Genomic DNA, 20,653 nt, shown 5'->3' with positions numbered 1-20,653 from the left:
AGGCATGCGCAGATTCAACCGAGGCTTCACCCTGATCGAAATCATGATCGTGATTGCGATCATCGGGATCGTCATCACCATCGCCGCACCGAGCTATACCGAGTACCTGAAAAAGGGCCGTCGCGCCGAAGTGGTGTCACTGCTTTCGGAGCAGGCGCAGACCCTCGAACGCTTCTACACCAAGAACAATGTCTATACCGGCATCACCGGACTCAGCACGGGCAATGATTTCTACACCATCACCCCGACCATCGCTGACCAGACCTTCCTGCTGACCGCTACCCGCAAAACGGGTACGTCCATGGCCACCGACAAGTGCGGGGATTTCACCCTGACCAACACCGGTGTCCGCAGTATGAACAACGCGACCACCGGGCTGACCACCAAGGATTGCTGGGGCCGCTGAGGCGCTTCTTTTCGAGTGCCTTTTGCGCTCACTGTCTTTTTACGGTTGGAACAAACATGACCAGGCAACAGCAAGTGGTGATTGTCGGTGGCGGGGTGATTGGCCTGCTGACCGCTTACAACCTCGCCTCCGAATTACGCAGCGTGGTGCTGCTCGATCGCTCGAACCTCGGCCAGGAATCGTCCTGGGCGGGCGGCGGTATCGTTTCGCCATTGTATCCGTGGCGCTATAGCCCGGCGGTTACCGCACTGGCGCACTGGTCGCAGGACTTTTATCCACAGCTCGGCGAGCGTTTGTTTGCTGACACTGGGGTGGATCCTGAAGTGCACACCACGGGCCTGTACTGGCTCGATCTGGACGATGAAGCCGAAGCACTGGCCTGGGCCGAGCGGGAAAATCGCCCGTTGCGGGCTGTGGATATCTCGGCGGCGCATGATGCGGTGCCGGTGCTTGGTGGCGGGTTCGCGCGGGCGATCTACATGGCCGATGTCGCCAACGTGCGCAATCCGCGTCTGGTGAAGTCGCTGAAAGCGGCGTTGCAGGCACTGCCGAACGTGACGATTCACGAGCAGTGCGAGGTCAGCGGGTTCGTCCGTGAGGGCGCGCAGGTCGTCGGCGTCGAAACCTCCAACGGTGTGATCAAAGGTGATCAGGTCGTGCTGACGGCCGGTGCCTGGAGCGGTGATTTGCTCAAGACGCTGGACCTGACGCTGCCGGTTGAACCGGTCAAAGGGCAGATGATTCTCTACAAGTGCGCGGCGGATTTTCTGCCGAGCATGGTCTTGGCCAAGGGGCGTTATGCGATCCCGCGTCGCGACGGCCACATTCTGATTGGCAGCACGCTGGAGCACGAAGGCTACGACAAGACGCGGACCGATGTGGCGCTGGAAAGTCTCAAAGCTTCGGCAGTGGAGTTATTGCCAGCGTTGGCCGATGCCGATGTGGTCGGGCACTGGGCAGGGCTGCGTCCGGGCTCGCCGGAGGGCATTCCTTACATTGGCCGGGTGCCGGGTTTTGCCGGGTTGTGGTTGAACTGCGGGCATTACCGCAATGGGCTGGTGCTGGCGCCGGCGTCGTGTCAGTTGTTTGCCGATGTGATGCTGGGGCGGGCGCCGATTATTGATCCGGCGCCGTATGCGCCCGAGGGCCGCATTTAGTTTTAAATTCATGGGTGTCTGTTAGATCGCCATCGCGGGCAAGCCCGCTCCCACAGGTTTTTGTGGTGTACACGAATTGTGCGCACACCACGGTAACTGTGGGCTTGCTCGCGAAGGGACCCTCAATCCAGGCCGAGTTTTTTCAGCCGATAACGCATTGACCTGAACGAAAGACTCAACCGCTGCGCCGCCGCCGTACGATTCCAGCGCGTTTCTTCCAACGCTTGCAGAATCAGCTTTCTCTCGACGTTCTCCAGATAATCCTCAAGATTGTCGATCTGCGTCAGATCGGCGATCCCGCCGTCCGCCGCGCAGTTGCCTTCACTCAGGCGCAAATCTTCAGCCTCGATCGTCCGGTCTTCGCACAAGGTGTGCGCCCGTTCGAGCACGTTCTCCAGCTCCCGCACATTCCCCGGAAACCGGTAATTCTTCAGCGCTTCCAGCGCCTGTGGATGAAGGCTCGCAACGGGCTGAGCACTGTCCTTGGCCAAACGCTTGAGCATATTGGCCGCCAGCACTTCAATGTCATCGCGCCGCTCACGCAGGGACGGCACGCGCAGTTCAATCACGTTCAAGCGGTAATACAGATCCTGACGAAAGCGTTCGGCCGCCACCTCCGCGTCGAGATCCTTGTGCGTGGCGCAGAGAATCCGTACATCAACCACGCTTTCCTGCTGACCACCGACACTGCGCACGGCTTTTTCCTGAATCGCCCGCAGCAGTTTTACCTGCATCGACAACGGCAAGTCCGCGACTTCATCGAGAAACAGCGTGCCGCCATGGGCCGCCTGAAACAGCCCGGGCTTGTCCTCGACCGCGCCGGTGAAACTGCCTTTGCGGTGGCCGAAGAATTCGCTTTCCATCAGTTCCGAAGGGATCGCGCCGCAGTTCACCGGCACGAAGGGTTGGTTGGCGCGTGGCCCTTGTTCATGAATCAGTCGTGCGACCAGTTCCTTGCCGCTGCCCGATTCGCCGCTGATATACACCGGCGCTTGGCTGCGAGCGAGTTTGTCGATCTGTTTGCGCAGGTTGCGCATAGGCAGCGAGTCGCCGAGCAGGCGCCGATCGATCGAGGTGCATCCACCGCCCGCCGCTGGCATGCGCAGGGCCGAGCCAACCAGTTCGCGCAGGCGATTGAGGTCCACCGGTTTGGTCAGAAAGTCGAAAGCGCCGGCCTTCAGCGCATTGATCGCGGTTTCCAGACTGCCGTAGGCGGTGATCATTGCCACCGGCAGTTGTGGATAACGTTGCTGAATGTGCTGCACCAGCTCCAGCCCGGTACCGTCGGGCAGGCGCATGTCGGTCAGGCACAGGTCAAAGCCCTCGCGGTTCAGCAGCGCCTGGGCTTCGCTCAGGTTACGTGCACTGTAAGTGTCGAGTTTCATCCGTCCCAGGGTGATTTCCAGGAGTTCGCGGATGTCCGGTTCGTCGTCGACGATGAGGATTTTTTGCCGTGGGCTCGTATTCAACTTTGTTTCCGTCCGTGAGCAAAGGTGATGCGAAAGCAGCCGCCGCCTTGGCGTGATTGGAAGTCTAGGCGCGCTTGGTTGCTTTCGCACAGCTCACGGGACAGATAAAGCCCAAGGCCGGTGCCTTGGCTGCTGGTGGTGAAAAACGGTTCGAACAGATGAGTCTGCTCATCGGCCGGGACGCCGGGGCCGTTATCCTGCACTTCGAGGACCGCCAACTGGCTGTCGGCATCGGTGAACAGGGCCAGCCAGACTTCGGCCTGATCGTGCAACAGGGCGCTGTGGCGCCAGCCGTTGCGTAACAGGTTGTCGAGAATTTGCGTGAGCTGGTTGGGGTCCATCAGCGTGATGAACTCCCCCGAGTTGATCCGCAGATGAATCTGCTGGCGCTCGCTGGCCTGTTCGCGGCTTTCGGCAACGAAGTTTTCCAGCCATGGCTTGAGATCCAGGCGTTGCGGTGCACTTTGCTGGCGGCGGGACAGTTGCAGGACGTTTTCGATGACTCGGTTCATGCGCTGAGAGTGGTCTTGAATGATCTGCGTCAGACGTCGATCGGCGCTGTCGAGTTCCTCGGACTCGGCCAATAGCTGCGCGGCATGACTGATGGCGCCCAGCGGATTGCGAATTTCGTGGGAGATGCCGGCGGTCAGGCGTCCGAGCGCGGCGAGTTTGAGTTGTTGGGCTTGTTGCGCGACTTGCGCCAGATCTTCGAGAAAGACCAGGGTTTGCTGGTTCGGACTCTGCTCCAGAGCGATGAAGTTCGGCTGCAGTTCGAGGCCGTTGCCGGGGATTTTCAGGCTTTGCGGGCGCAGGGTCGGGTTGTTCATCCACAGTTGCAGGCGATCGACCAACGCCGTCGAATACTCGTCGATCAAATGACCTTGGAGATGCGTTTGCGCCAGTAGCGTCTGGGCGCTGTGGTTGGCCAGTTGCACCCGGCGCTCCTCGTCGAGGACCAGAATGCCGGTGCGCATGCGTTGCAGGATCAGCGCGTTGAGGGCTTCAAGCCCCACCACCTCGCTGGCACGGCGCTCAGCCAGGATTTCGCTGACCTCCAGGCGACGAATCAAGCCTTGCACCAACAACGACGCGGCAAAGCACAGCGCGCCGAGGGTGCCGGCCTGCAAGTATTCATTGGCGCTCAGAGGGTGGCTGAAGCTCAGCAGAAAGCTCAAGGCGACGATGCCCAGAGCGCCGATCGCGGCGATCAACAGACCAATTCGACGACGCAGCAAGGTATTGCTGATCGCCACCGAGACAATCAGCAAGTTGCCGAGGGCACTGGCGACGCCACCGGCCGCATAGAACAGGCCGCACAGCAACAGCACATCGACCAGCGCCAGGCTGAACAACTGGGCCGGGCGTCGGGGGTTTTCAAGAAAGACCACGAGCAGGATGTTGAGAACGAGGTACAGCCAACTGCCGCCGCGCAGCAATTCGTCATTGGCCGACGTCAGCAGGCGGTTGTCCATGTTGCTGGAGATCAGCAACACCAGGGTGATGCCGACGCTTAAACGGTAGAGATGGTAGAGGCGCAGCAGGCGCTGCGCCTGTTTGCTGTCGGCGTGGGTGGCCTCAGCGATCACTGGAGCCCGGGCCTTGCTCGAGGTGAGCCTGGCTGCAATACCACTGTTGTTGAACGCTCAGTGCACGATCGCGCGGCAGATGAACGCCGCAATGGGCGCAACGTACCATTGGTGGGGCGTCCTGTTCGCGTGGGGCACGACTGGATTGATTGGACGCGGCAGGCGCCTTGAATTTACGCCACAACCATATCGCGGCGAAAATCACGACGATCCAGAACAATAAACGAAGCATGATGAGCGGCTTTTCGACTGATGATCCGGCAGTTTAGCCAAGGACCCGACAAGCGCACAGCCTATTAATGCGCGGCAATAAAAAAGGGAGATCCGCAGATCTCCCTTTTCTGTACATCCGGTGTGATCAGTCGAACACGCCGAAAGTCATGTAGCTGAACCACGAGCGGTCGGTGTTGCTCGACTCAGGCTCCGGCTCTTCGATCACGTCACCGTTTTCGTCTTTAGGCTTGAGCTCGTTCGGGATCGCGTCTTTCGCGTCCTGGAACTGCTTCTGCACGTCCTGGTTGGCGCGGGTTTCGCCCGGCGGCAGCGGTGGACGCGACTCGATCAGACCCAACGTCGCCTTGCTCAGGAACGAACGGTTGTCGGCTTCGGCAACCCGTGGCACGAACTGGCCGTCTTGCAGGCTCGGGTGGTTCGGGTAGTTGAGCTTCAGGGTTTCGAGGCTGGTGGCCGCCAGTTCATCCAGGTGCAGACGCTGATAGGCTTCAGTCATTACCGCCAGGCCGTCGCCGACCGATGGGGTTTCCTGGAAGTTTTCTACGACGTAACGACCACGGTTGGCTGCGGCTACGTAGGCCTGACGGGTCAGGTAGTAGTCGGCCACGTGAATTTCGTAAGCGGCCAGCAGGTTGCGCAGGTAGATCATGCGCTGCTTGGCGTCCGGCGCGTAGCGGCTGTTCGGGTAGCGGCTGGTCAGCTGGGCGAACTCGTTGTACGAGTCGCGCGCGGCGCCCGGGTCACGCTTGGTCATGTCCAACGGCAGGAAGCGCGCCAGCAGGCCGACGTCCTGGTCGAAAGAAGTCAGACCTTTCAGGTAGTAGGCGTAATCCACGTTCGGGTGCTGCGGGTGCAAACGAATGAAACGCTCGGCGGCAGACTTTGCAGCTTCCGGCTCGGCGTTCTTATAGTTGGCGTAGATCAGCTCCAGCTGTGCCTGATCGGCGTAGCGACCGAACGGATAACGCGACTCCAGAGCCTTCAGCTTGGCTGTGGCGCTGGTGTAGCTGTTGTTGTCCAAGTCAGTCTGAGCCTGCTGATACAGCTCGGCTTCGCTGAGGTTTTCGTCTACGACTTCCTTCGATGAGCAAGCAGCGGTCAATGCGAGGATGGCGATCAGCAGCAGGTGTTTCACTTGCATGGCGGCTTGCGTCCCTATGACGGCCGCTGTCTTGGGCGGGGCCGTCCTGTTATGATGAGCGCCCCGTTGAAAAGCCTCGGGGCAAAAGACGCCGTATTTAACCACAAGCGCGCAGCCGAAACCAAAAGCTGTGCCGACGCACAGTCAGAGCATGTCCGATAAAATTGAACTTCGCGCAGAGGTGCCGTCCGAATTGGGCGGCCAACGCCTCGATCAAGTCGCTGCCCAACTCTTCGCTGAGCACTCTCGCTCGCGCCTTTCCGCCTGGATCAAAGAAGGTCGCCTGACTGTGGACGGGGCGGTCATCCGCCCGCGCGACATCGTGCACGGCGGTGCCATCCTTGAGCTGACTGCCGAGCAGGAAGCCCAGGGCGAGTGGATCGCCCAGGACATCGAACTCGACATCGTCTATGAAGACGACGACATCCTGGTGATCAACAAGCCTGCGGGCCTGGTGGTGCACCCGGCTGCCGGTCACGCCGATGGCACCCTGCTCAACGCCTTGCTGCACCACGTGCCGGACATCATCAATGTCCCGCGTGCCGGTATCGTGCATCGTCTGGACAAGGACACCACCGGTCTGATGGTGGTGGCCAAGACCATTCAGGCGCAGACCAAGCTTGTTACTCAATTGCAGAGTCGCAGTGTCAGCCGCATCTATGAGTGCATCGTGATCGGTGTCGTGACCGCCGGGGGCAAGATCAACGCCCCGATCGGTCGCCATGGCCAGCAGCGTCAGCGCATGGCGGTGATGGAAGGTGGCAAGCCTGCCGTCAGCCACTACCGCGTGCTGGAGCGCTTCCGCTCGCACACCCACGTTCGGGTGAAGCTGGAAACCGGTCGTACTCACCAGATTCGTGTGCACATGTCGCACATCAACTTCCCGTTGGTCGGCGATCCGGCATACGGCGGTCGTTTCCGCATTCCGCCAGCCGCTAACCCGACGATGGTTGAATCGCTCAAGCATTTCCCGCGTCAGGCCCTGCACGCGCGCTTCCTTGAGCTGGATCATCCGACGACCGGTGAGCGCATGAGCTGGGAATCGCCGCTGCCGGAAGATTTCGTCTGGCTGCTGACCCTGCTCAAGCAGGATCGCGAGGCCTTCATCGGATGAACTGGCTGACGCCGGACTGGCCCGCGCTGGCCAGCGTCAAAGCCTGCGTCACCACCCGCGAGGGTGGCGTCAGCGAGGCGCCGTTCGATAGCCTCAATCTGGGCGATCATGTCGATGATCGTCCTGAGGCTGTGGCCGAGAACCGTCGGCGCCTGACCGAACACTTCTCTATACAGCCTGCCTGGTTGCAGCAAGTGCACGGGATTACCGTGGCGCAAGCTGATCCGGGCGTTGTCGCGACTGCAGATGCCAGTTGGACGACAACCCCCGGAATTGCCTGCACGGCGATGACGGCGGATTGCCTGCCAGCATTGTTCTGCGATCGTGCTGGCACCCGCGTGGCGGCGGCCCATGCCGGTTGGCGTGGTCTGGCAGCAGGTGTACTTGAAGCTACGCTCGATAGCCTCGATATTCCGGCTAACGACGTTCTGGTCTGGCTCGGTCCGGCCATTGGCCCGAAAGCCTTTGAAGTCGGCCCGGAAGTCCGGGAGGTCTTCATCAATCAACTGCCTGAAGCAGCAGAAGCGTTCGTACCGAGCCACAATGCCGGCAAGTTCATGGCTGACATCTATCTGCTGGCGCGCCTACGTCTGGCTGAACGCGGTGTCACTGCTGTTTATGGTGGCGGTTTCTGCACCGTGACCGATCCGCGCTTCTTCTCCTATCGCCGTGCCTCGCGCACCGGTCGCTTCGCCTCCTTGGTTTGGCTCACCCGCTAGACTATCTGATCTGCATCAACTGCCTGACGCTTGAATCTCCCAGAATCGACCGCATCTATAGGGGTATCTGGCAGGTTTCTTTATTCAGGATGGTTTTTAGGTCCGGCCTGCTCAAAAGGAAGGTGACTTATGCGAATAGACCGTTTAACCAGCAAATTACAGTTGGCCTTGTCCGACGCCCAGTCGTTGGCGGTTGGCCACGATCATCCGGCGATTGAGCCGGCGCACTTGATGCAAGCCATGCTTGAGCAGCAGGGTGGTTCGATCAAACCTCTGCTGATGCAGGTGGGCTTCGACGTCAACAGCTTGCGTAAAGAGCTGACCAAAGAGCTCGACCAATTACCGAAAATCCAGAACCCGACCGGCGACGTCAACATGTCGCAGGATCTGGCGCGCCTGCTCAATCAGGCTGACCGCCTGGCCCAGCAGAAGGGCGACCAGTTCATTTCCAGTGAACTGGTGTTGCTCGCTGCAATGGACGAGAACAGCAAGCTCGGCAAGTTGCTGCTCGGCCAGGGCGTGAGCAAGAAAGCCCTGGAAAACGCGATCAACAACCTGCGTGGCGGCGAAGCGGTAAACGACGCCAACCACGAAGAGTCGCGCCAAGCGCTGGATAAATACACCGTCGACCTGACCAAGCGCGCCGAAGACGGCAAGCTCGATCCGGTGATCGGTCGTGATGACGAAATTCGTCGCACCATTCAGGTTCTGCAACGCCGCACCAAGAACAATCCGGTGCTGATCGGCGAACCTGGCGTGGGTAAAACCGCGATTGCCGAAGGTCTGGCCCAGCGCATCATCAACGGCGAAGTGCCGGACGGCCTCAAAGGCAAGCGTCTGCTCTCGCTGGATATGGGCGCGCTGATTGCCGGTGCCAAGTATCGCGGTGAATTCGAAGAACGCCTGAAATCGCTGCTCAACGAGCTGTCGAAGCAGGAAGGGCAGATCATTCTGTTTATCGACGAACTGCACACCATGGTTGGCGCCGGTAAAGGCGAAGGCTCGATGGATGCCGGCAACATGCTCAAGCCTGCGCTGGCGCGCGGTGAGTTGCACTGCGTTGGCGCGACCACGCTCAACGAGTACCGCCAATATATAGAGAAGGACGCGGCGCTTGAGCGACGCTTCCAGAAAGTCCTGGTGGATGAGCCGAGCGAAGAAGACACCATTGCCATCCTGCGTGGCCTTAAAGAGCGTTACGAGGTTCACCACAAGGTGGCAATCACCGACGGCGCGATCATCGCCGCGGCCAAGCTCAGCCATCGCTACATCACTGACCGGCAGTTGCCCGACAAGGCCATCGACCTGATCGACGAGGCCGCCAGCCGCATCCGCATGGAAATCGACTCCAAGCCGGAAGTGCTCGATCGCCTGGAACGTCGCCTGATTCAGTTGAAGGTGGAATCCCAGGCGCTGAAGAAAGAAAGCGACGAAGCGGCGATGAAACGTCTGGAGAAACTCCAGGAAGAAATTGTCCGCCTCGAACGCGAGTATTCCGATCTGGAAGAAATCTGGAACTCGGAAAAAGCCGAGGTGCAGGGTTCTGCACAGATTCAGCAGAAGATCGAACAGTCGCGTCAGGAGCTGGAGGCCGCGCGCCGTAAAGGCGACCTCAATCGCATGGCCGAATTGCAGTACGGGGTGATCCCGGATCTGGAACGCAGCCTGCAAATGGTCGATCAGCACGGCAAGAGCGAGAACCAGTTGCTGCGCAGCAAGGTGACTGAGGAAGAGATTGCCGAAGTTGTGTCGAAGTGGACCGGCATTCCAGTGTCGAAAATGCTCGAAGGCGAGCGCGACAAGCTGATGAAGATGGAAAGCCTGTTGCACAAACGGGTGATCGGTCAGGAAGAGGCGGTGGTCGCTGTGGCCAACGCGGTACGGCGTTCGCGGGCCGGATTGTCCGACCCGAATCGTCCGAGCGGCTCGTTCATGTTCCTCGGCCCGACCGGTGTCGGTAAAACCGAGCTGTGCAAGGCGCTGGCCGAATTCCTCTTTGATACGGAAGAGGCGATGGTACGGATCGACATGTCCGAGTTCATGGAGAAACATTCCGTGGCTCGCTTGATCGGTGCGCCACCGGGATACGTCGGTTATGAAGAGGGCGGTTACCTGACTGAGGCGGTACGTCGCAAGCCTTATTCGGTGATCCTGCTGGACGAAGTCGAGAAGGCGCATCCGGATGTGTTCAACATCTTGCTGCAAGTGCTCGAGGATGGTCGCCTGACCGACAGCCATGGCCGCACGGTGGACTTCCGCAATACCGTGATCGTCATGACCTCGAACCTCGGCTCTGTGCAGATTCAGGAGCTGGTCGGTGATCGCGAGGCTCAGCGTGCTGCCGTCATGGATGCGCTGACGTCGCACTTCCGTCCGGAGTTCATCAACCGGGTCGACGAAGTGGTGATCTTCGAGCCTTTGGCACGGGATCAGATTGCGGGCATTACCGAGATCCAGTTGGGCCGTCTGCGTACTCGTCTGGCCGAGCGCGAGCTGAAGCTGGAACTCAGTCCAGAGGCAATGGACAAGCTGATCGCTGTTGGTTACGACCCGGTGTATGGCGCACGTCCCTTGAAACGGGCGATTCAGCGCTGGATCGAAAACCCGCTGGCGCAATTGATCCTCTCGGGTCACTTCATGCCAGGCGACACGGCGACCGGCAAGGTCGAGAACGACGAAATCGTTTTCAACTGAGTCAAAGCGCCAATGAAAAAAGGAAGGCCTCACCTCGTGAGGCCTTTTTTTTCGTTAGGCTGTTGAACTCAAAGGAAAAGGCTTGTAAAGTGCGCCCCGCAGTCAGTCGCCAAGACGGTCTCAGCTCACTGAGTTGAAATCTGAAATAAGTTGCAAATCATTAACTTGAAAGCAATTTAGGGGGTTGACAGAGGTGTTCTAGGTTGTAGAATAGCGCGCCTCAGACACACGAACGCAGCGATGCGAACGAGTGACTAGATGCAACAAGTTTCACCGTTGTAAATTGAAATATGTAGTTCCGTGATAGCTCAGTCGGTAGAGCAAATGACTGTTAATCATTGGGTCCCAGGTTCGAGTCCTGGTCACGGAGCCAATTTCAAACCGGGGTATAGCGCAGTCCGGTAGCGCGCCTGCTTTGGGAGCAGGATGTCAGGAGTTCGAATCCCCTTACCCCGACCATTTTTGGGTCGTTAGCTCAGTTGGTAGAGCAGTTGGCTTTTAACCAATTGGTCGTAGGTTCGAATCCCACACGACCCACCATTTTTGAAACCAGTTAACGCTGGGATCGAATCTTAAGATCAGAGGCCAAAAGCGCTGATCGAAGAAGGCGATCTTTGAAAGGTCGCCTTTTTTTTACCGGGGTATAGCGCAGTCCGGTAGCGCGCCTGCTTTGGGAGCAGGATGTCAGGAGTTCGAATCCCCTTACCCCGACCATATTAAAAATCCTCGTATCGAAAGATACGGGGATTTTTTTTGTCCGACAAAAACTCATTTCCCCTTCAAGTCATCATACAACCTGCCGATAGCCCGCTAACACGAGGGGACTGCCATGGCTTTCGCCCCTTGAATCTGCCAATACAAGAATAAGGGCGTTCGTCATGTTGCTTCGTCAGTTGAATATTGCTCCCCGGGCGGCCCTGGGGTTCGCCCTGATCGCGGTGTTGGTGGCCTTGCTCGGCGTTTTTGCGCTCGGGCAGATGTCGAGTATTCGCGACAGCGAGGTCGCGGTAGAAAATCAGTGGCTGCCGAGCATTCGTGGCGGCGATGAGATTCGCGAGATCATGCTGCGCATCCGCACCATCTCGCTGCGCATGGCGCTGGATCAGGACGCGAACAATATCGCCACCTACCGCAGCCAGATGGACACCCGCGACAAAGAGCTGAGCGAGAAAATCGCTGCTTACGACAAACTGGTCAACAGCCCGGAAGGCCAGCAGCTATACGACCAGTTCAAGAAAACCTTCGCTGCCTATCGCAGCGGCATCGCTCAATCCTTCGCCCTCGCCGAGCAAGGCAAGCGTGATGAATTGACCAAATTGTTGCTGGTCGACATGAAAACCGTCGTCGATGGCTCCGGCAAACAACTCAACGATCTGGCGGATCTGTTTGCCAAACAGGTCGCCGCCGAAAGCCAGAAGTCCGCTGCGCACTACGAAAACTCGCGGACGATTGTCAGCTTGTTCATTGCCTTGGCCGCGCTGGCCACGGTGGCACTGGCGATGATGCTCACGCGCAGTATCGTTCGTCCGTTGAGCAGTGCCGTGAGTGCAGCAGAAAGTGTGGCGCAGGGTGATCTGACCCGGCCAATCGAAACCCATGGCAACGATGAAGTCAGTCGTTTGCTCAAAGCCTTGGCGACTATGCAGCAGAACCTGCGAGAGACGCTGCAAGGCATCAGCGGCTCGGCCACGCAACTTGCAACCGCTGCCGATGAACTCAATGCGGTGACGCTCGACAGCACACAGGGGTTGCAACAACAGAACAATGAAATCGAACAGGCCGCGACCGCCGTCAACCAGATGACGGCAGCGGTGGAAGAGGTCGCACGCAATGCGGTGTCGACGTCTGACGCGACTCGCCAGTCCAGCGAGTCGGCGCATCTGGGCCAGGTGCGTGTCAGTGAGACCGCCACGGCCATCAATGCTCTGGCCAGCGATGTGCAACAGACCGGTGAGTTGGTGCAATCACTGGCCAACCAGTCGCAGGACATCGGCAAAGTGCTCGACGTGATCCGGGCGATTGCCGAGCAGACCAACCTGCTGGCGCTCAACGCAGCGATTGAAGCGGCACGGGCCGGCGAGAGCGGGCGAGGCTTCGCCGTAGTGGCCGATGAAGTACGGGCACTGGCTTATCGTACGCAGCAATCGACTCAGGAAATCGAACAGATGGTCCAGGGCATGCGCAGCGGTTCGAGCCTGGCGCTGGATTCGATGCAGGCCAGCACGGCGCGGGCGACGACCACGCTGGCGTTGGCAGAGCGTGCCGGTGAGGCGCTGCAAACCATTACCGCGTCGGTGCATGAGATTCATGAGCGCAATCTGGTCATTGCCAGCGCGGCGGAAGAACAAGCGCAAGTCGCGCGGGAAGTGGATCGCAACCTGGTGAATATTCGTGATTTGTCGGTACGTTCTGCCGCTGGCGCTAACCAGACCAGTGCCTCCAGCCATGAATTGTCGCAACTGGCTAACGCCTTGCAGGGCATGGTGCGGCGCTTCCAGTTGTAAACGGGCAGACGTGAAAAAGCCGCGTTTCTCTCAGGAGAAGCGCGGCTTGTTTTTTACTGTCGATCAAGCGCCGTCTTGATCTTTCAGGTGCTCGAACAAGCCTTTTGGCATCTTCTTGCCGTTGGCTTCAAAGTTGGCCTTCACGTTGTTGTAGGCCTCTTGCTCGTCGATGAAACCGTCATGGTTGGTGTCGATCTTGTCGAAGTCTGACTTCGGCGCGACTTTCAGAAATTCGGCGCGGGAGACCTTGCCGTCACCATCGCTGTCCGTCTTGGCCATTGAGGCGTCGCCGCATTTACCTTCACCGCATTTGCCTTCCGGCGCTTTCACCGAGGTTTCCGCCGACGCAACCATGTAGCCCTGCGCCAGTGGCTGGGCGGCAAACACCGAACCGGACAACATCAAGCCGCCCGCCAGGGCTGCGCCGATCAGGCCAATGGATTTTTTACCGAGGGACGAAGTACGGGACATTTACATTCTCCTGGGCTGCACTGCGCAACCACACGTTAAGGACGATTGCCTGAGCAGGTGTTGCTCGGGTGTGGCCATTAAGCGGTCGCGGTGTATCGCGTCTGTGTCGCGCAGCAGGGGAGTTTGTAAGCGAAGGTCGGAAATGTGGGGCGGGGATACAGTACGAAACAGATCTTTCGATCAACACAAAACATTGTGGGAGCGAGCTTGCTCGCGAAAGCGTTCTGTCAGTCAATGTTGATGCGACTGATCAGAAGCTTTCGCGAGCAAGCCCGCTCCCACAGGTTTTAGTGCAGTTTCAGACGCGGTTCAGTGCCACGGCCAATCTTGCTGCCCAGCATCAGCATCGCCGTGCGGAACGGCCCGTACAACGCCATCTGGTGCATGCGGTACAGCGACACGTAAAACATCCGCGCCAGCCAGCCTTCGAGCATCACGCTGCCGGTCAGGTTGCCCATCAAGTTACCCACAGCCGAAAAACTCGACAGCGAGATCAGTGAGCCGTAGTCGGTGTACTTGTACTCCGGCAGGGTCTTGCCTTCGATGCGCAATTTCAGCGACTTGGCCAGCAGAGACGCCTGTTGGTGCGCGGCTTGTGCACGCGGCGGCACATTGCGATCGGTGCCCGGTTGTGGGCACGCAGCGCAATCACCGAAGGCGAAGATGTTCTCGTCACGGGTGGTTTGCAGGGTCGGTAACACTTGCAGCTGATTGATGCGGTTGGTTTCCAGGCCGTCGATGTCCTTGAGGAAACCCGGTGCGCGAATACCCGCCGCCCAGACCTTCAGGCTGGCCTTGATCTCATTGCCATCGGCAGTGATCAGGCTATCGGCGGTCACTTCGCTGACCGAAGCGTTGGTCATCACATTGACCCCGAGTTTTTCCAGGGTCTTGTGCACGGGCCCGCTGATGCGCTCCGGCAGGGCAGGCAACACCCGTGGCCCGGCTTCGATCAGGGTGATGTGCATGTTTTCCGGTTTGATCCGGTCCAGACCATACGCCGCCAGTTCATGGGCGGCATTGTGCAGTTCTGCCGCCAGCTCGACGCCCGTGGCGCCAGCGCCGACGATCGCGACGCTGATCTGCTCGACCACATCGGTTTGCCCGGCATGGGCACGCAGATAGTGATTCAGCAGTTGCTGGTGGAAGCGCTCGGCCTGTTTGCGCGTGTCGAGGAACAGGCAGTGCTGCGCCGCGCCCTGCGTGCCGAAATCGTTGGTGGTGCTGCCGACGCTGATCACCAGCGAGTCGTACTGCACTTCACGTGCCGGCACCAGTTCGACGCCGTTTTCGTCGTAAGTCGCTGCCAGTTGAATTTTCTTCTGCGCGCGATCGAGCCCGCTCATGCGCCCCAGCTGGAACTCGAAGTGGTTCCATTTGGCCTGGGCAACATAGTTGAGTTCGTCTTCGGAAGAGTTCAGCGAGCCGGCGGCCACTTCGTGCAGCAGAGGCTTCCAGATGTGCGTCAGGTTGGCGTCGACCAGCATCACGCTGGCCGTGCCGCGTTTGCCCAGAGTCTTACCCAGACGGGTAGCCAACTCCAGACCGCCGGCGCCGCCGCCGACAATAACAATACGATGGGACATAGGGATAACTCGCAAGGTTTTTAAAGGAAATCGGTGCGGTTACCCAAGCGAGCTGAGGGTCTGTTGACGTTTTATGACGCGGTTCGTCATAAAACGTCAACAGACCCTCTTGCAGCTCATAGCGTCAGGTAACTGATAAATCGGCTCAACAAGCCCAGACCAATGGTCACTGCCAGCACCAGCACCAGGAGCATCCACGGCCGAAATGGCCGGCGCTCGACTCGGTGTTGGGACAGTTGCAGGTACTCTTCGACATGTTTCTGGTCTTCGGGGTTCAGGCGGCTGGTCATATTTGCCTCGTCAGGTAGACGTTACTGAATGGGCAGAAGCTACAGCGGTTTTTATCCGGGGTTGAACGCAGCATAGCCGCTGTCCGGAACCGGCTCGACGCTCACCCGGTCTTCGAGGCGAATGATCCCGCTTTGTAACACTCGCGCGGTAATTCCGCCATGCCCGCGCACCGCTTGAAAGGTGCCCGGGCCAAGGTTGTTCTGCAGCCGTGCGCAGGGCTGACACCAGCCCGTGGTTTCGAATATTGCCTGACCGATGCGAAAGCGCCGACCCTTCAGGCTAAACAAATTGATACCGCTGATAACCAGATTGCGCCGCAGATCTTCAGGCCTGACAGGTTGATCATCGGGGCGCCCCATCAATGCGCTGATCACCGGCAGATGTTCCCACTGAATCAGCGTCACCTGCCGCGCGTTACGCACACCGGGGCGGGCGTGGTCGCCGGTCAGTCCAGCTTCCAGCCGCGCTTCCACCGCATCGAGTTCGATCATCGACCCACGCGACTCGGGGCGCACGCCGATCCAGCGCACACGCCCAGTCTGCGGCACATCGGCGATCAATTGCTGAAGTGGCGTCACAGACTGATTCCCACATCAAAGACAATGCTGCGACCGAGGTTGCTGCGCAGAAAGTCCGGCGCGTCCGGGTGGGCGAACAGCACACGGGCAAACGTCGGGCCGACGAGTGACAGCGAGCGCCAGCCTTGACGTAGATATTCGGTTGGCGGCGGAAAATGGCTGTTCAGATCCAGCACCTCGCGTTTAAGACTGGCGAAAGCAATGATGTCCAGTTCGCCCAGATCCATACCGCGTTCCTTGTAGTTGTGCGCTTTTTTGCGCAAGGTCGGCGCCAGTCGCATCAGGAATTCATTGGCCGGGATGCGCTTGGGCTTGGCTTCGCGGCGCACCAGTTGGCTGAGGGAAAAGGCGCTTCGGCGGCGCTGCAATTCATCGCGCCATTCGTCGTTGAGCCGGCGCCCCTCATCGAGCACGAAGAACACCTCGAAATTGGCATCGCGAAACAGCACGTCCGGCGGTTCGCCGGCCGGCGCGAATTCGTCGGCGCGGTAGGGAATGTTCAGGCCTTGCAGCAGGCGCTGGCAGACCCAACGCTCACGCTCCCATTTGCGGGCATTGGACAGAAAGGCGTTGGCCTGCTCGGCCGCGATGGTCAGCAGGCGTAAATAATCTGAGTCATCCATAAGCCCAAGCTTAGCGTTCAATTGCGACAAGCAGAAAGCTTTGCTTGGGCTGATGCTTACAAACCGCCGCGTCATCGCGCACTTGTAGGAGCTGCTGAAGGCTGCGATCTTTTGACTTTAAAGGAGCAAGATCAAAAGATCGCAGCCTTCGGCAGCTCCTACAGGGAATGCGTCGTCGCAAAGGTGAGGGTCATGATTGGAGCTGAACTGTTGTCCTCGGCGAGCCTGACGCTCGGCTGGCTGATTTATCTGCCGGTGCTGCTCTGGGCGATCGTGCGGGCGCCGTGGGTCGAGTTGTTCAGCGACAGCCGGCGCCAGCATCTGCTGTTCGGCACCGTGTTTGCGTTGTTTCTGTTGTGGTTGATGCGCAGGGATTTCGACACGGGCGTGTCGTATCACTTCCTCGGCATGACGGCGGTAACCCTGTTGCTGGACTGGCCGCTGGCGATCATTGGCGGGCTGGTGGCACAGATCGGACTGGTGCTGCTCGGGCGTCAGGATCTCGCGGCGATGGGGGTCAATGGCGCCTTGTTCATTCTGCTGCCGGTGCTGGTCACCGAGTGTGTGGCGATCCTCGTCGAGCGTGCGCAGCCACGCAATCCATTCGTGTACATCTTCTGTTCCGGTTTTTTTGCCGCCGCGCTGTCAGCCCTGTTGTGCCTGATCCTGAGCCTGACGCTGCTCTGGTACGACGGCCTTTTCGCCATGCCGGAATGGCTGGAAGACTTCATCGGTTACTTGTGGCTGATCATTTTCCCCGAGGCGTTCATCAACGGCATGATCGTCAGTGCGCTGGTGGTATTCAGCCCGGAATGGCTGGAGACCTTCAACCGCACACGCTACCTTTCAGCGCCATGGAAGGACGACGATCCGAAGTCTTGATCCACATCAAACCCGCCACGCGCGGGAAATTTCATGCTCGCGCAAATCCCTTCAGGAGCAGCGGCATGAGTGTGTACGAGTGGGCAAGGCAGGAGACCCGGCAGAGTCTGGACATGGCGCAGGAGGTGGGCTTTGACCCGGGTTTGAGTTTGCGCGCCTTGCTCAGTGCGGTGGTGCAGCAGAGCAAGGCCGTGCGCAACGCCGAAGACCTGGCCGACGAGTTGCGCTTTCTGGCGGAAAATCTCGACGACGAACAGGACTACGGTTTTATGCGGCCCTGATCGAGATCAGTGACGCGGATCGAAGTCGCCGGAAAACAGTTCGTCCTCGGCATCCGGTGCGACCGGAATCTTGTGTTCTTCCGACGCCCAGGCGCCGAGGTCGATCAGCTTGCAGCGATCAGAGCAGAACGGCCGAAACTTGTTTTCGGGGATGAATTCCACGGGGGCGCCGCAGGTCGGGCATTCAACGGTGGGAATCTGGCTCATGCTTGGCCTCCGGATAAAGTCAGGTAAAAGTGATGCAGACGCTCGACTTCGCTGTGCAACCAGGCGAGGTCGCGGTCATTGACCACCACGTCGTCGGCACGGCTCACGCGGTCTTCGCGGCTCGACTGGGCCTTGAGAATCGCCTGAACCTGCGCTTCGCTGGTCTGGTCACGCTGCAAGGTGCGTTCGATCTGCAATTGTTGCGGGGCGTCGATCACCAGGATGCGCTGGGTCATCGCGTATTGCCCGGATTCGATCAACAGCGGCGAAACCAGAATCGCGTAAGGCGATTTTGCCAGCGCCAGATGATGAGCGATTTCCTCGGCGATCAGCGGATGCAGCAGGGCTTCGAGCCAGCGGCGTTGCTCCGGCACCTCGAAGATCAGCTTGCGCAGGGCGGCGCGGTCCAGCGTGCCATCAGCGTGCAGTACGCCCGGGCCGAAGTGTTCGGCAATCTTTGCCAGCGCTGGACGCCCCGGCTCTACCACCCAGCGCGCCGCGTGATCGGCATCCACCACATGGACACCCAGATCAATGAAGTGCTGGGCCGCCGCGCTTTTGCCGCTGCCGATGCCGCCGGTGAGGCCGAGAATCCAGGGTTTTTCCACAGGGGTATTCATTTCAAACCGACAAACTGCCAATAGAAGTCGGTTATTTGACCACCCCAGAGCAAGGCAATCCAGCCGGCAATTGCCAGATAGGGGCCGAAGGGGATCGGCGTCGAGGTTTTCTGCTCGCGCAGGCGCAGCAAAATCACCCCGATCACGGCGCCGACCAGCGATGACAACAGGATGGTCAGCGGCAGAATCTGCCAGCCGCCCCACGCGCCGAGCAGCGCCAGCAACTTGAAGTCACCGTGACCGATACCATCCTTGCCGGTCAGCAATTTGAACAGCCAGAACACCGACCACAGCGCCATGTAGCCGACCACCGCGCCCCACAGCGCATCGTGCAAGGGCACGAACAAGCCGAAACTGTTGATGATCAACCCCAACCACAGCAGCGGCAGCACCAGCACATCAGGCAGTAACTGATGCGCGGTGTCGATCAGGCTCATCGCCAGCAAGCCCCAGGTGAGGACGATCAGCAGGCACGCCGGCCAACCGACCCCGAAGTGCCAAGCGATGAAGGCCGAGAGCAGCCCACAGGCCAGTTCGGTCAACGGATAACGTTTACTGATCGGCGCGGCGCACGCTGAGCAGCGCCCTCGCAGCCAAAGATAACTGAGCAGGGGAATGTTTTCCCACGGGCGGATCCGGTGGGCGCAATGCGGACATTCGGAGTGCGGCAGCATCAGGTTGTAGGTCGGTTGCGGCGTTTCGCCGGGCAAGCCGAGCACGTCGTGGGCCTGCTGGCGCCAGTCGCGCTCAAGCATTTTCGGCAGGCGCCAGATCAGTACGTTGAGGAAGCTGCCGACCACCAGACCCAGCAACAGGGCGGTGAAGACAAAGGCCAGCGGATACAGGGCGAACAGTTCGTCGATAGGCATGTCAGATCGCTGAGCCGAGTTGGAAGATCGGCAGGTACATGGCCACCACCAGCCCGCCGACGATAACGCCTAGCACCACCATGATGAACGGCTCCATCAGGCTGGTGAGGTTGTCGACCATGTTATCCACTTCTTCCTCGTAAAAGCCTGCAACCTTGTCGAGCATTTCATCCAGTGCACCGGACTCTTCGCCGATCGCGGTCATCTGCACGGCCATGTTCGGAAACACGCCAGTGGTACGCATGGAAAAATTCAGCTGCATACCGGTCGAGACGTCCTGACGAATGCGCAGCACAGCGCGTTTGAACACCACGTTGCCGGTGGCCCCGGCCACCGAATCGAGCGCCTCCACCAGCGGCACACCGGCAGCGAATGTGGTCGACAGGGTTCGAGCGAATCGCGCCACGGCGGACTTGTACATCAGCGTGCCCACCAGTGGCAGTTTCAGCAGCCAGGTGTCTTTGCGATCGCGCAAGGCCTGGGATGTTTTCAGCGCATGGCGAGTACCGAAAATCGCCCCGACCAGAGCGCCGAGAATCGCCCACCACCATTGCTGCATGAACTCGGACAGGCTGATCACCATCAGGGTGAACGCGGGCAGCTCAGCGCCGAAACCGGAAAACACTGACTGAAACTGTGGCACCACTTTCACCAGCAGGATCCCGGTCACCACGGCCGCCACCAGCACCACGGCGGTGGGGTAGGTCATGGCTTTTTTGATCTTGGCCTTGAGCCGTTCGCTTTTTTCCTTATAGGTTGCGACCCGTTCCAGCAACGTGTCGAGGGCGCCGGACTGTTCGCCGGCGTCGACCAGGTTGCAATACAACTCGTCGAAATATTGCGGCTTCTTGCGCAGGGCGGTGGCGAAGCTGTTACCCGCCGCGACCTCCTGTTTGACCTCGTCCACCAGCTTGCGCATGGCCGGGTTTTCAAAGCCTTCGCCAATGATGTCGAACGACTGCAACAACGGTACGCCGGCCTTCATCATCGTCGCCATCTGCCGGGTGAACAGGGCAATGTCCTGAGCTTTGATACGCTTGCCAAAGCTCAACAGAGACGCGGATTTCTTGCGCACCTTGCCGGGATTGATCCCCTGTTTACGCAGTTGAGCCTTGATCAGCGCCGGGTTCTGTCCGCTGAGTTCACCGGTGACTTTGCTGCCTTTCCTGTCCGTACCTTCCCAGGCATAAATACTGATTTTCGCTGCCTTGACCGCCATGT

The 20,653-nt window shown here is 59.3% G+C and carries 21 protein-coding genes and 4 tRNA genes; 12 read left to right on the top strand and 13 right to left on the bottom strand.

The annotated features are described in order from the left end of the window. Nucleotides 1-4: 4 nt before the first annotated feature. Both RMV17_RS25305 and thiO read left to right on the top strand, forming a co-directional pair. Nucleotides 5-406 (top strand): type IV pilin protein, encoded by a 402-nt coding sequence (locus RMV17_RS25305; RefSeq protein ID WP_093434831.1) that lies wholly within the window; start codon nucleotides 5-7, stop codon nucleotides 404-406. A gap of 56 nt (nucleotides 407-462) precedes the next feature. Beyond that, nucleotides 463-1,563, top strand: a complete 1,101-nt coding sequence (gene thiO / locus RMV17_RS25300; protein WP_311883411.1) for a glycine oxidase ThiO — start codon at nucleotides 463-465, stop codon at nucleotides 1,561-1,563. A 122-nt stretch (nucleotides 1,564-1,685) separates the two neighbouring features. Here the strand turns inward: thiO and RMV17_RS25295 are convergent, their stop codons facing one another. From RMV17_RS25295 to RMV17_RS25280, 4 genes are all read right to left on the bottom strand, one after another. Next, nucleotides 1,686-3,032, bottom strand: a complete 1,347-nt coding sequence (locus RMV17_RS25295) for a sigma-54 dependent transcriptional regulator (protein WP_108227016.1) — start codon at nucleotides 3,030-3,032, stop codon at nucleotides 1,686-1,688. Then, nucleotides 3,029-4,618: an ATP-binding protein gene (locus RMV17_RS25290; RefSeq protein WP_311883407.1), complete on the bottom strand. Its 1,590-nt coding sequence runs from the start codon at nucleotides 4,616-4,618 to the stop codon at nucleotides 3,029-3,031. The genes RMV17_RS25295 and RMV17_RS25290 overlap by 4 nt, the downstream gene beginning before the upstream one ends. Beyond that, nucleotides 4,608-4,850, bottom strand: coding sequence for a PP0621 family protein (locus RMV17_RS25285; protein WP_034153864.1), 243 nt, complete (start codon nucleotides 4,848-4,850; stop codon nucleotides 4,608-4,610). Before RMV17_RS25285 ends, RMV17_RS25290 begins: the two co-directional genes overlap by 11 nt. 126 nt (nucleotides 4,851-4,976) lie before the next feature. Next, complete coding sequence (locus tag RMV17_RS25280) at nucleotides 4,977-5,993, bottom strand: outer membrane protein assembly factor BamD (RefSeq protein WP_007909854.1); 1,017 nt, start codon at nucleotides 5,991-5,993, stop codon at nucleotides 4,977-4,979. A 151-nt stretch (nucleotides 5,994-6,144) separates the two neighbouring features. Here RMV17_RS25280 and rluD point away from each other — a divergent pair, with 151 nt between their 5' ends. From rluD to RMV17_RS25240, 8 genes are all read left to right on the top strand, one after another. Next, complete coding sequence (gene rluD / locus RMV17_RS25275) at nucleotides 6,145-7,107, top strand: 23S rRNA pseudouridine(1911/1915/1917) synthase RluD (RefSeq protein ID WP_034153865.1); 963 nt, start codon at nucleotides 6,145-6,147, stop codon at nucleotides 7,105-7,107. Next, nucleotides 7,104-7,826: a peptidoglycan editing factor PgeF gene (gene pgeF, locus RMV17_RS25270; protein WP_311883403.1), complete on the top strand. Its 723-nt coding sequence runs from the start codon at nucleotides 7,104-7,106 to the stop codon at nucleotides 7,824-7,826. The genes rluD and pgeF overlap by 4 nt, the downstream gene beginning before the upstream one ends. Before the next feature lie 129 nt (nucleotides 7,827-7,955). Next, the gene (gene clpB / locus RMV17_RS25265) at nucleotides 7,956-10,520 is read left to right on the top strand and encodes an ATP-dependent chaperone ClpB (protein WP_034153867.1); all 2,565 of its coding nucleotides are present in this window, start codon (nucleotides 7,956-7,958) and stop codon (nucleotides 10,518-10,520) included. A gap of 297 nt (nucleotides 10,521-10,817) precedes the next feature. Next, nucleotides 10,818-10,893 (top strand) — tRNA-Asn (locus tag RMV17_RS25260). A 9-nt stretch (nucleotides 10,894-10,902) separates the two neighbouring features. Beyond that, nucleotides 10,903-10,979 (top strand) — tRNA-Pro (locus tag RMV17_RS25255). Nucleotides 10,980-10,984: 5 nt separating this feature from the next. Continuing rightward, a tRNA-Lys gene (locus RMV17_RS25250) sits at nucleotides 10,985-11,060 on the top strand. A 97-nt stretch (nucleotides 11,061-11,157) separates the two neighbouring features. Continuing rightward, nucleotides 11,158-11,234, top strand: a tRNA-Pro gene (locus RMV17_RS25245). A 164-nt stretch (nucleotides 11,235-11,398) separates the two neighbouring features. Further along, on the top strand, nucleotides 11,399-13,024 hold the full coding sequence (locus RMV17_RS25240; protein ID WP_311883400.1) for a methyl-accepting chemotaxis protein: 1,626 nt from the start codon (nucleotides 11,399-11,401) through the stop codon (nucleotides 13,022-13,024). Between the two features lie 63 nt (nucleotides 13,025-13,087). Here RMV17_RS25240 and RMV17_RS25235 read toward each other — a convergent pair whose 3' ends face one another. From RMV17_RS25235 to RMV17_RS25215, 5 genes are all read right to left on the bottom strand, one after another. Then, nucleotides 13,088-13,495: a hypothetical protein gene (locus RMV17_RS25235; RefSeq protein ID WP_034153869.1), complete on the bottom strand. Its 408-nt coding sequence runs from the start codon at nucleotides 13,493-13,495 to the stop codon at nucleotides 13,088-13,090. A 287-nt stretch (nucleotides 13,496-13,782) separates the two neighbouring features. Next, nucleotides 13,783-15,081, bottom strand: coding sequence for an NAD(P)/FAD-dependent oxidoreductase (locus RMV17_RS25230; protein ID WP_311883397.1), 1,299 nt, complete (start codon nucleotides 15,079-15,081; stop codon nucleotides 13,783-13,785). Between the two features lie 116 nt (nucleotides 15,082-15,197). Next, entirely contained in the window at nucleotides 15,198-15,371 is a 174-nt protein-coding gene (locus RMV17_RS25225; RefSeq protein WP_007909875.1) for a DUF3094 domain-containing protein, read from the bottom strand. Nucleotides 15,372-15,422: 51 nt separating this feature from the next. Beyond that, nucleotides 15,423-15,950 (bottom strand): MOSC domain-containing protein, encoded by a 528-nt coding sequence (locus RMV17_RS25220; protein ID WP_311883394.1) that lies wholly within the window; start codon nucleotides 15,948-15,950, stop codon nucleotides 15,423-15,425. Beyond that, nucleotides 15,947-16,573 carry a DUF1780 domain-containing protein gene (locus RMV17_RS25215; RefSeq protein WP_008078503.1) on the bottom strand — a complete coding sequence of 209 codons (627 nt, stop codon included), beginning with the start codon at nucleotides 16,571-16,573 and terminating at the stop codon, nucleotides 15,947-15,949. The genes RMV17_RS25220 and RMV17_RS25215 overlap by 4 nt, the downstream gene beginning before the upstream one ends. 192 nt (nucleotides 16,574-16,765) lie before the next feature. Here RMV17_RS25215 and RMV17_RS25210 point away from each other — a divergent pair, with 192 nt between their 5' ends. Beyond that, complete coding sequence (locus tag RMV17_RS25210) at nucleotides 16,766-17,455, top strand: energy-coupling factor ABC transporter permease (protein WP_311883391.1); 690 nt, start codon at nucleotides 16,766-16,768, stop codon at nucleotides 17,453-17,455. A 65-nt stretch (nucleotides 17,456-17,520) separates the two neighbouring features. Next, a complete protein-coding gene (locus RMV17_RS25205) occupies nucleotides 17,521-17,736 on the top strand; it encodes a hypothetical protein (protein ID WP_008078491.1) in 216 nt (71 codons plus the stop codon). 6 nt (nucleotides 17,737-17,742) lie between these two features. On the opposite strand, the gene yacG is transcribed toward RMV17_RS25205, so the two are convergent. Genes yacG through RMV17_RS25185 form a run of 4 tightly spaced genes read right to left on the bottom strand, consistent with a single transcriptional unit; the run spans nucleotide 17,743 to nucleotide 20,651 of the window. Beyond that, nucleotides 17,743-17,943: a DNA gyrase inhibitor YacG gene (gene yacG / locus RMV17_RS25200; RefSeq protein ID WP_095048684.1), complete on the bottom strand. Its 201-nt coding sequence runs from the start codon at nucleotides 17,941-17,943 to the stop codon at nucleotides 17,743-17,745. Next, the gene (coaE, locus tag RMV17_RS25195) at nucleotides 17,940-18,563 is read right to left on the bottom strand and encodes a dephospho-CoA kinase (RefSeq protein ID WP_311883386.1); all 624 of its coding nucleotides are present in this window, start codon (nucleotides 18,561-18,563) and stop codon (nucleotides 17,940-17,942) included. Before coaE ends, yacG begins: the two co-directional genes overlap by 4 nt. Further along, on the bottom strand, nucleotides 18,560-19,432 hold the full coding sequence (locus RMV17_RS25190; RefSeq protein ID WP_311883384.1) for an A24 family peptidase: 873 nt from the start codon (nucleotides 19,430-19,432) through the stop codon (nucleotides 18,560-18,562). Before RMV17_RS25190 ends, coaE begins: the two co-directional genes overlap by 4 nt. A 1-nt stretch (nucleotide 19,433) precedes the next feature. Next, nucleotides 19,434-20,651, bottom strand: a complete 1,218-nt coding sequence (locus RMV17_RS25185) for a type II secretion system F family protein (RefSeq protein WP_311883381.1) — start codon at nucleotides 20,649-20,651, stop codon at nucleotides 19,434-19,436. Nucleotides 20,652-20,653 lie beyond the last annotated feature (2 nt).

Origin of the sequence: Pseudomonas sp. VD-NE ins, assembly GCF_031882575.1 — a bacterium.
GTDB lineage: Bacteria > Pseudomonadota > Gammaproteobacteria > Pseudomonadales > Pseudomonadaceae > Aquipseudomonas > Aquipseudomonas fluorescens_BZ.
This window is presented reverse-complemented; position numbering and strand designations above follow the sequence as displayed.

What these genes read in the sequence shown, in the direction of transcription:
- RMV17_RS25305 (WP_093434831.1), top strand. Translation starts at nt 5, where the DNA reads ATGCGCAGATTCAACCGAGGCTTCACCCTGATCGAAATCATGATCGTG.
- thiO (WP_311883411.1), top strand. Translation starts at nt 463, where the DNA reads ATGACCAGGCAACAGCAAGTGGTGATTGTCGGTGGCGGGGTGATTGGC.
- RMV17_RS25285 (WP_034153864.1), bottom strand. Translation starts at nt 4,850, where the DNA reads ATGCTTCGTTTATTGTTCTGGATCGTCGTGATTTTCGCCGCGATATGG.
- RMV17_RS25280 (WP_007909854.1), bottom strand. Translation starts at nt 5,993, where the DNA reads ATGCAAGTGAAACACCTGCTGCTGATCGCCATCCTCGCATTGACCGCT.
- rluD (WP_034153865.1), top strand. Translation starts at nt 6,145, where the DNA reads ATGTCCGATAAAATTGAACTTCGCGCAGAGGTGCCGTCCGAATTGGGC.
- pgeF (WP_311883403.1), top strand. Translation starts at nt 7,104, where the DNA reads ATGAACTGGCTGACGCCGGACTGGCCCGCGCTGGCCAGCGTCAAAGCC.
- clpB (WP_034153867.1), top strand. Translation starts at nt 7,956, where the DNA reads ATGCGAATAGACCGTTTAACCAGCAAATTACAGTTGGCCTTGTCCGAC.
- RMV17_RS25240 (WP_311883400.1), top strand. Translation starts at nt 11,399, where the DNA reads ATGTTGCTTCGTCAGTTGAATATTGCTCCCCGGGCGGCCCTGGGGTTC.
- RMV17_RS25235 (WP_034153869.1), bottom strand. Translation starts at nt 13,495, where the DNA reads ATGTCCCGTACTTCGTCCCTCGGTAAAAAATCCATTGGCCTGATCGGC.
- RMV17_RS25230 (WP_311883397.1), bottom strand. Translation starts at nt 15,081, where the DNA reads ATGTCCCATCGTATTGTTATTGTCGGCGGCGGCGCCGGCGGTCTGGAG.
- RMV17_RS25225 (WP_007909875.1), bottom strand. Translation starts at nt 15,371, where the DNA reads ATGACCAGCCGCCTGAACCCCGAAGACCAGAAACATGTCGAAGAGTAC.
- RMV17_RS25215 (WP_008078503.1), bottom strand. Translation starts at nt 16,573, where the DNA reads ATGGATGACTCAGATTATTTACGCCTGCTGACCATCGCGGCCGAGCAG.
- RMV17_RS25210 (WP_311883391.1), top strand. Translation starts at nt 16,766, where the DNA reads ATGATTGGAGCTGAACTGTTGTCCTCGGCGAGCCTGACGCTCGGCTGG.
- RMV17_RS25205 (WP_008078491.1), top strand. Translation starts at nt 17,521, where the DNA reads ATGAGTGTGTACGAGTGGGCAAGGCAGGAGACCCGGCAGAGTCTGGAC.
- yacG (WP_095048684.1), bottom strand. Translation starts at nt 17,943, where the DNA reads ATGAGCCAGATTCCCACCGTTGAATGCCCGACCTGCGGCGCCCCCGTG.
- coaE (WP_311883386.1), bottom strand. Translation starts at nt 18,563, where the DNA reads ATGAATACCCCTGTGGAAAAACCCTGGATTCTCGGCCTCACCGGCGGC.
- RMV17_RS25190 (WP_311883384.1), bottom strand. Translation starts at nt 19,432, where the DNA reads ATGCCTATCGACGAACTGTTCGCCCTGTATCCGCTGGCCTTTGTCTTC.
- RMV17_RS25185 (WP_311883381.1), bottom strand. Translation starts at nt 20,651, where the DNA reads ATGGCGGTCAAGGCAGCGAAAATCAGTATTTATGCCTGGGAAGGTACG.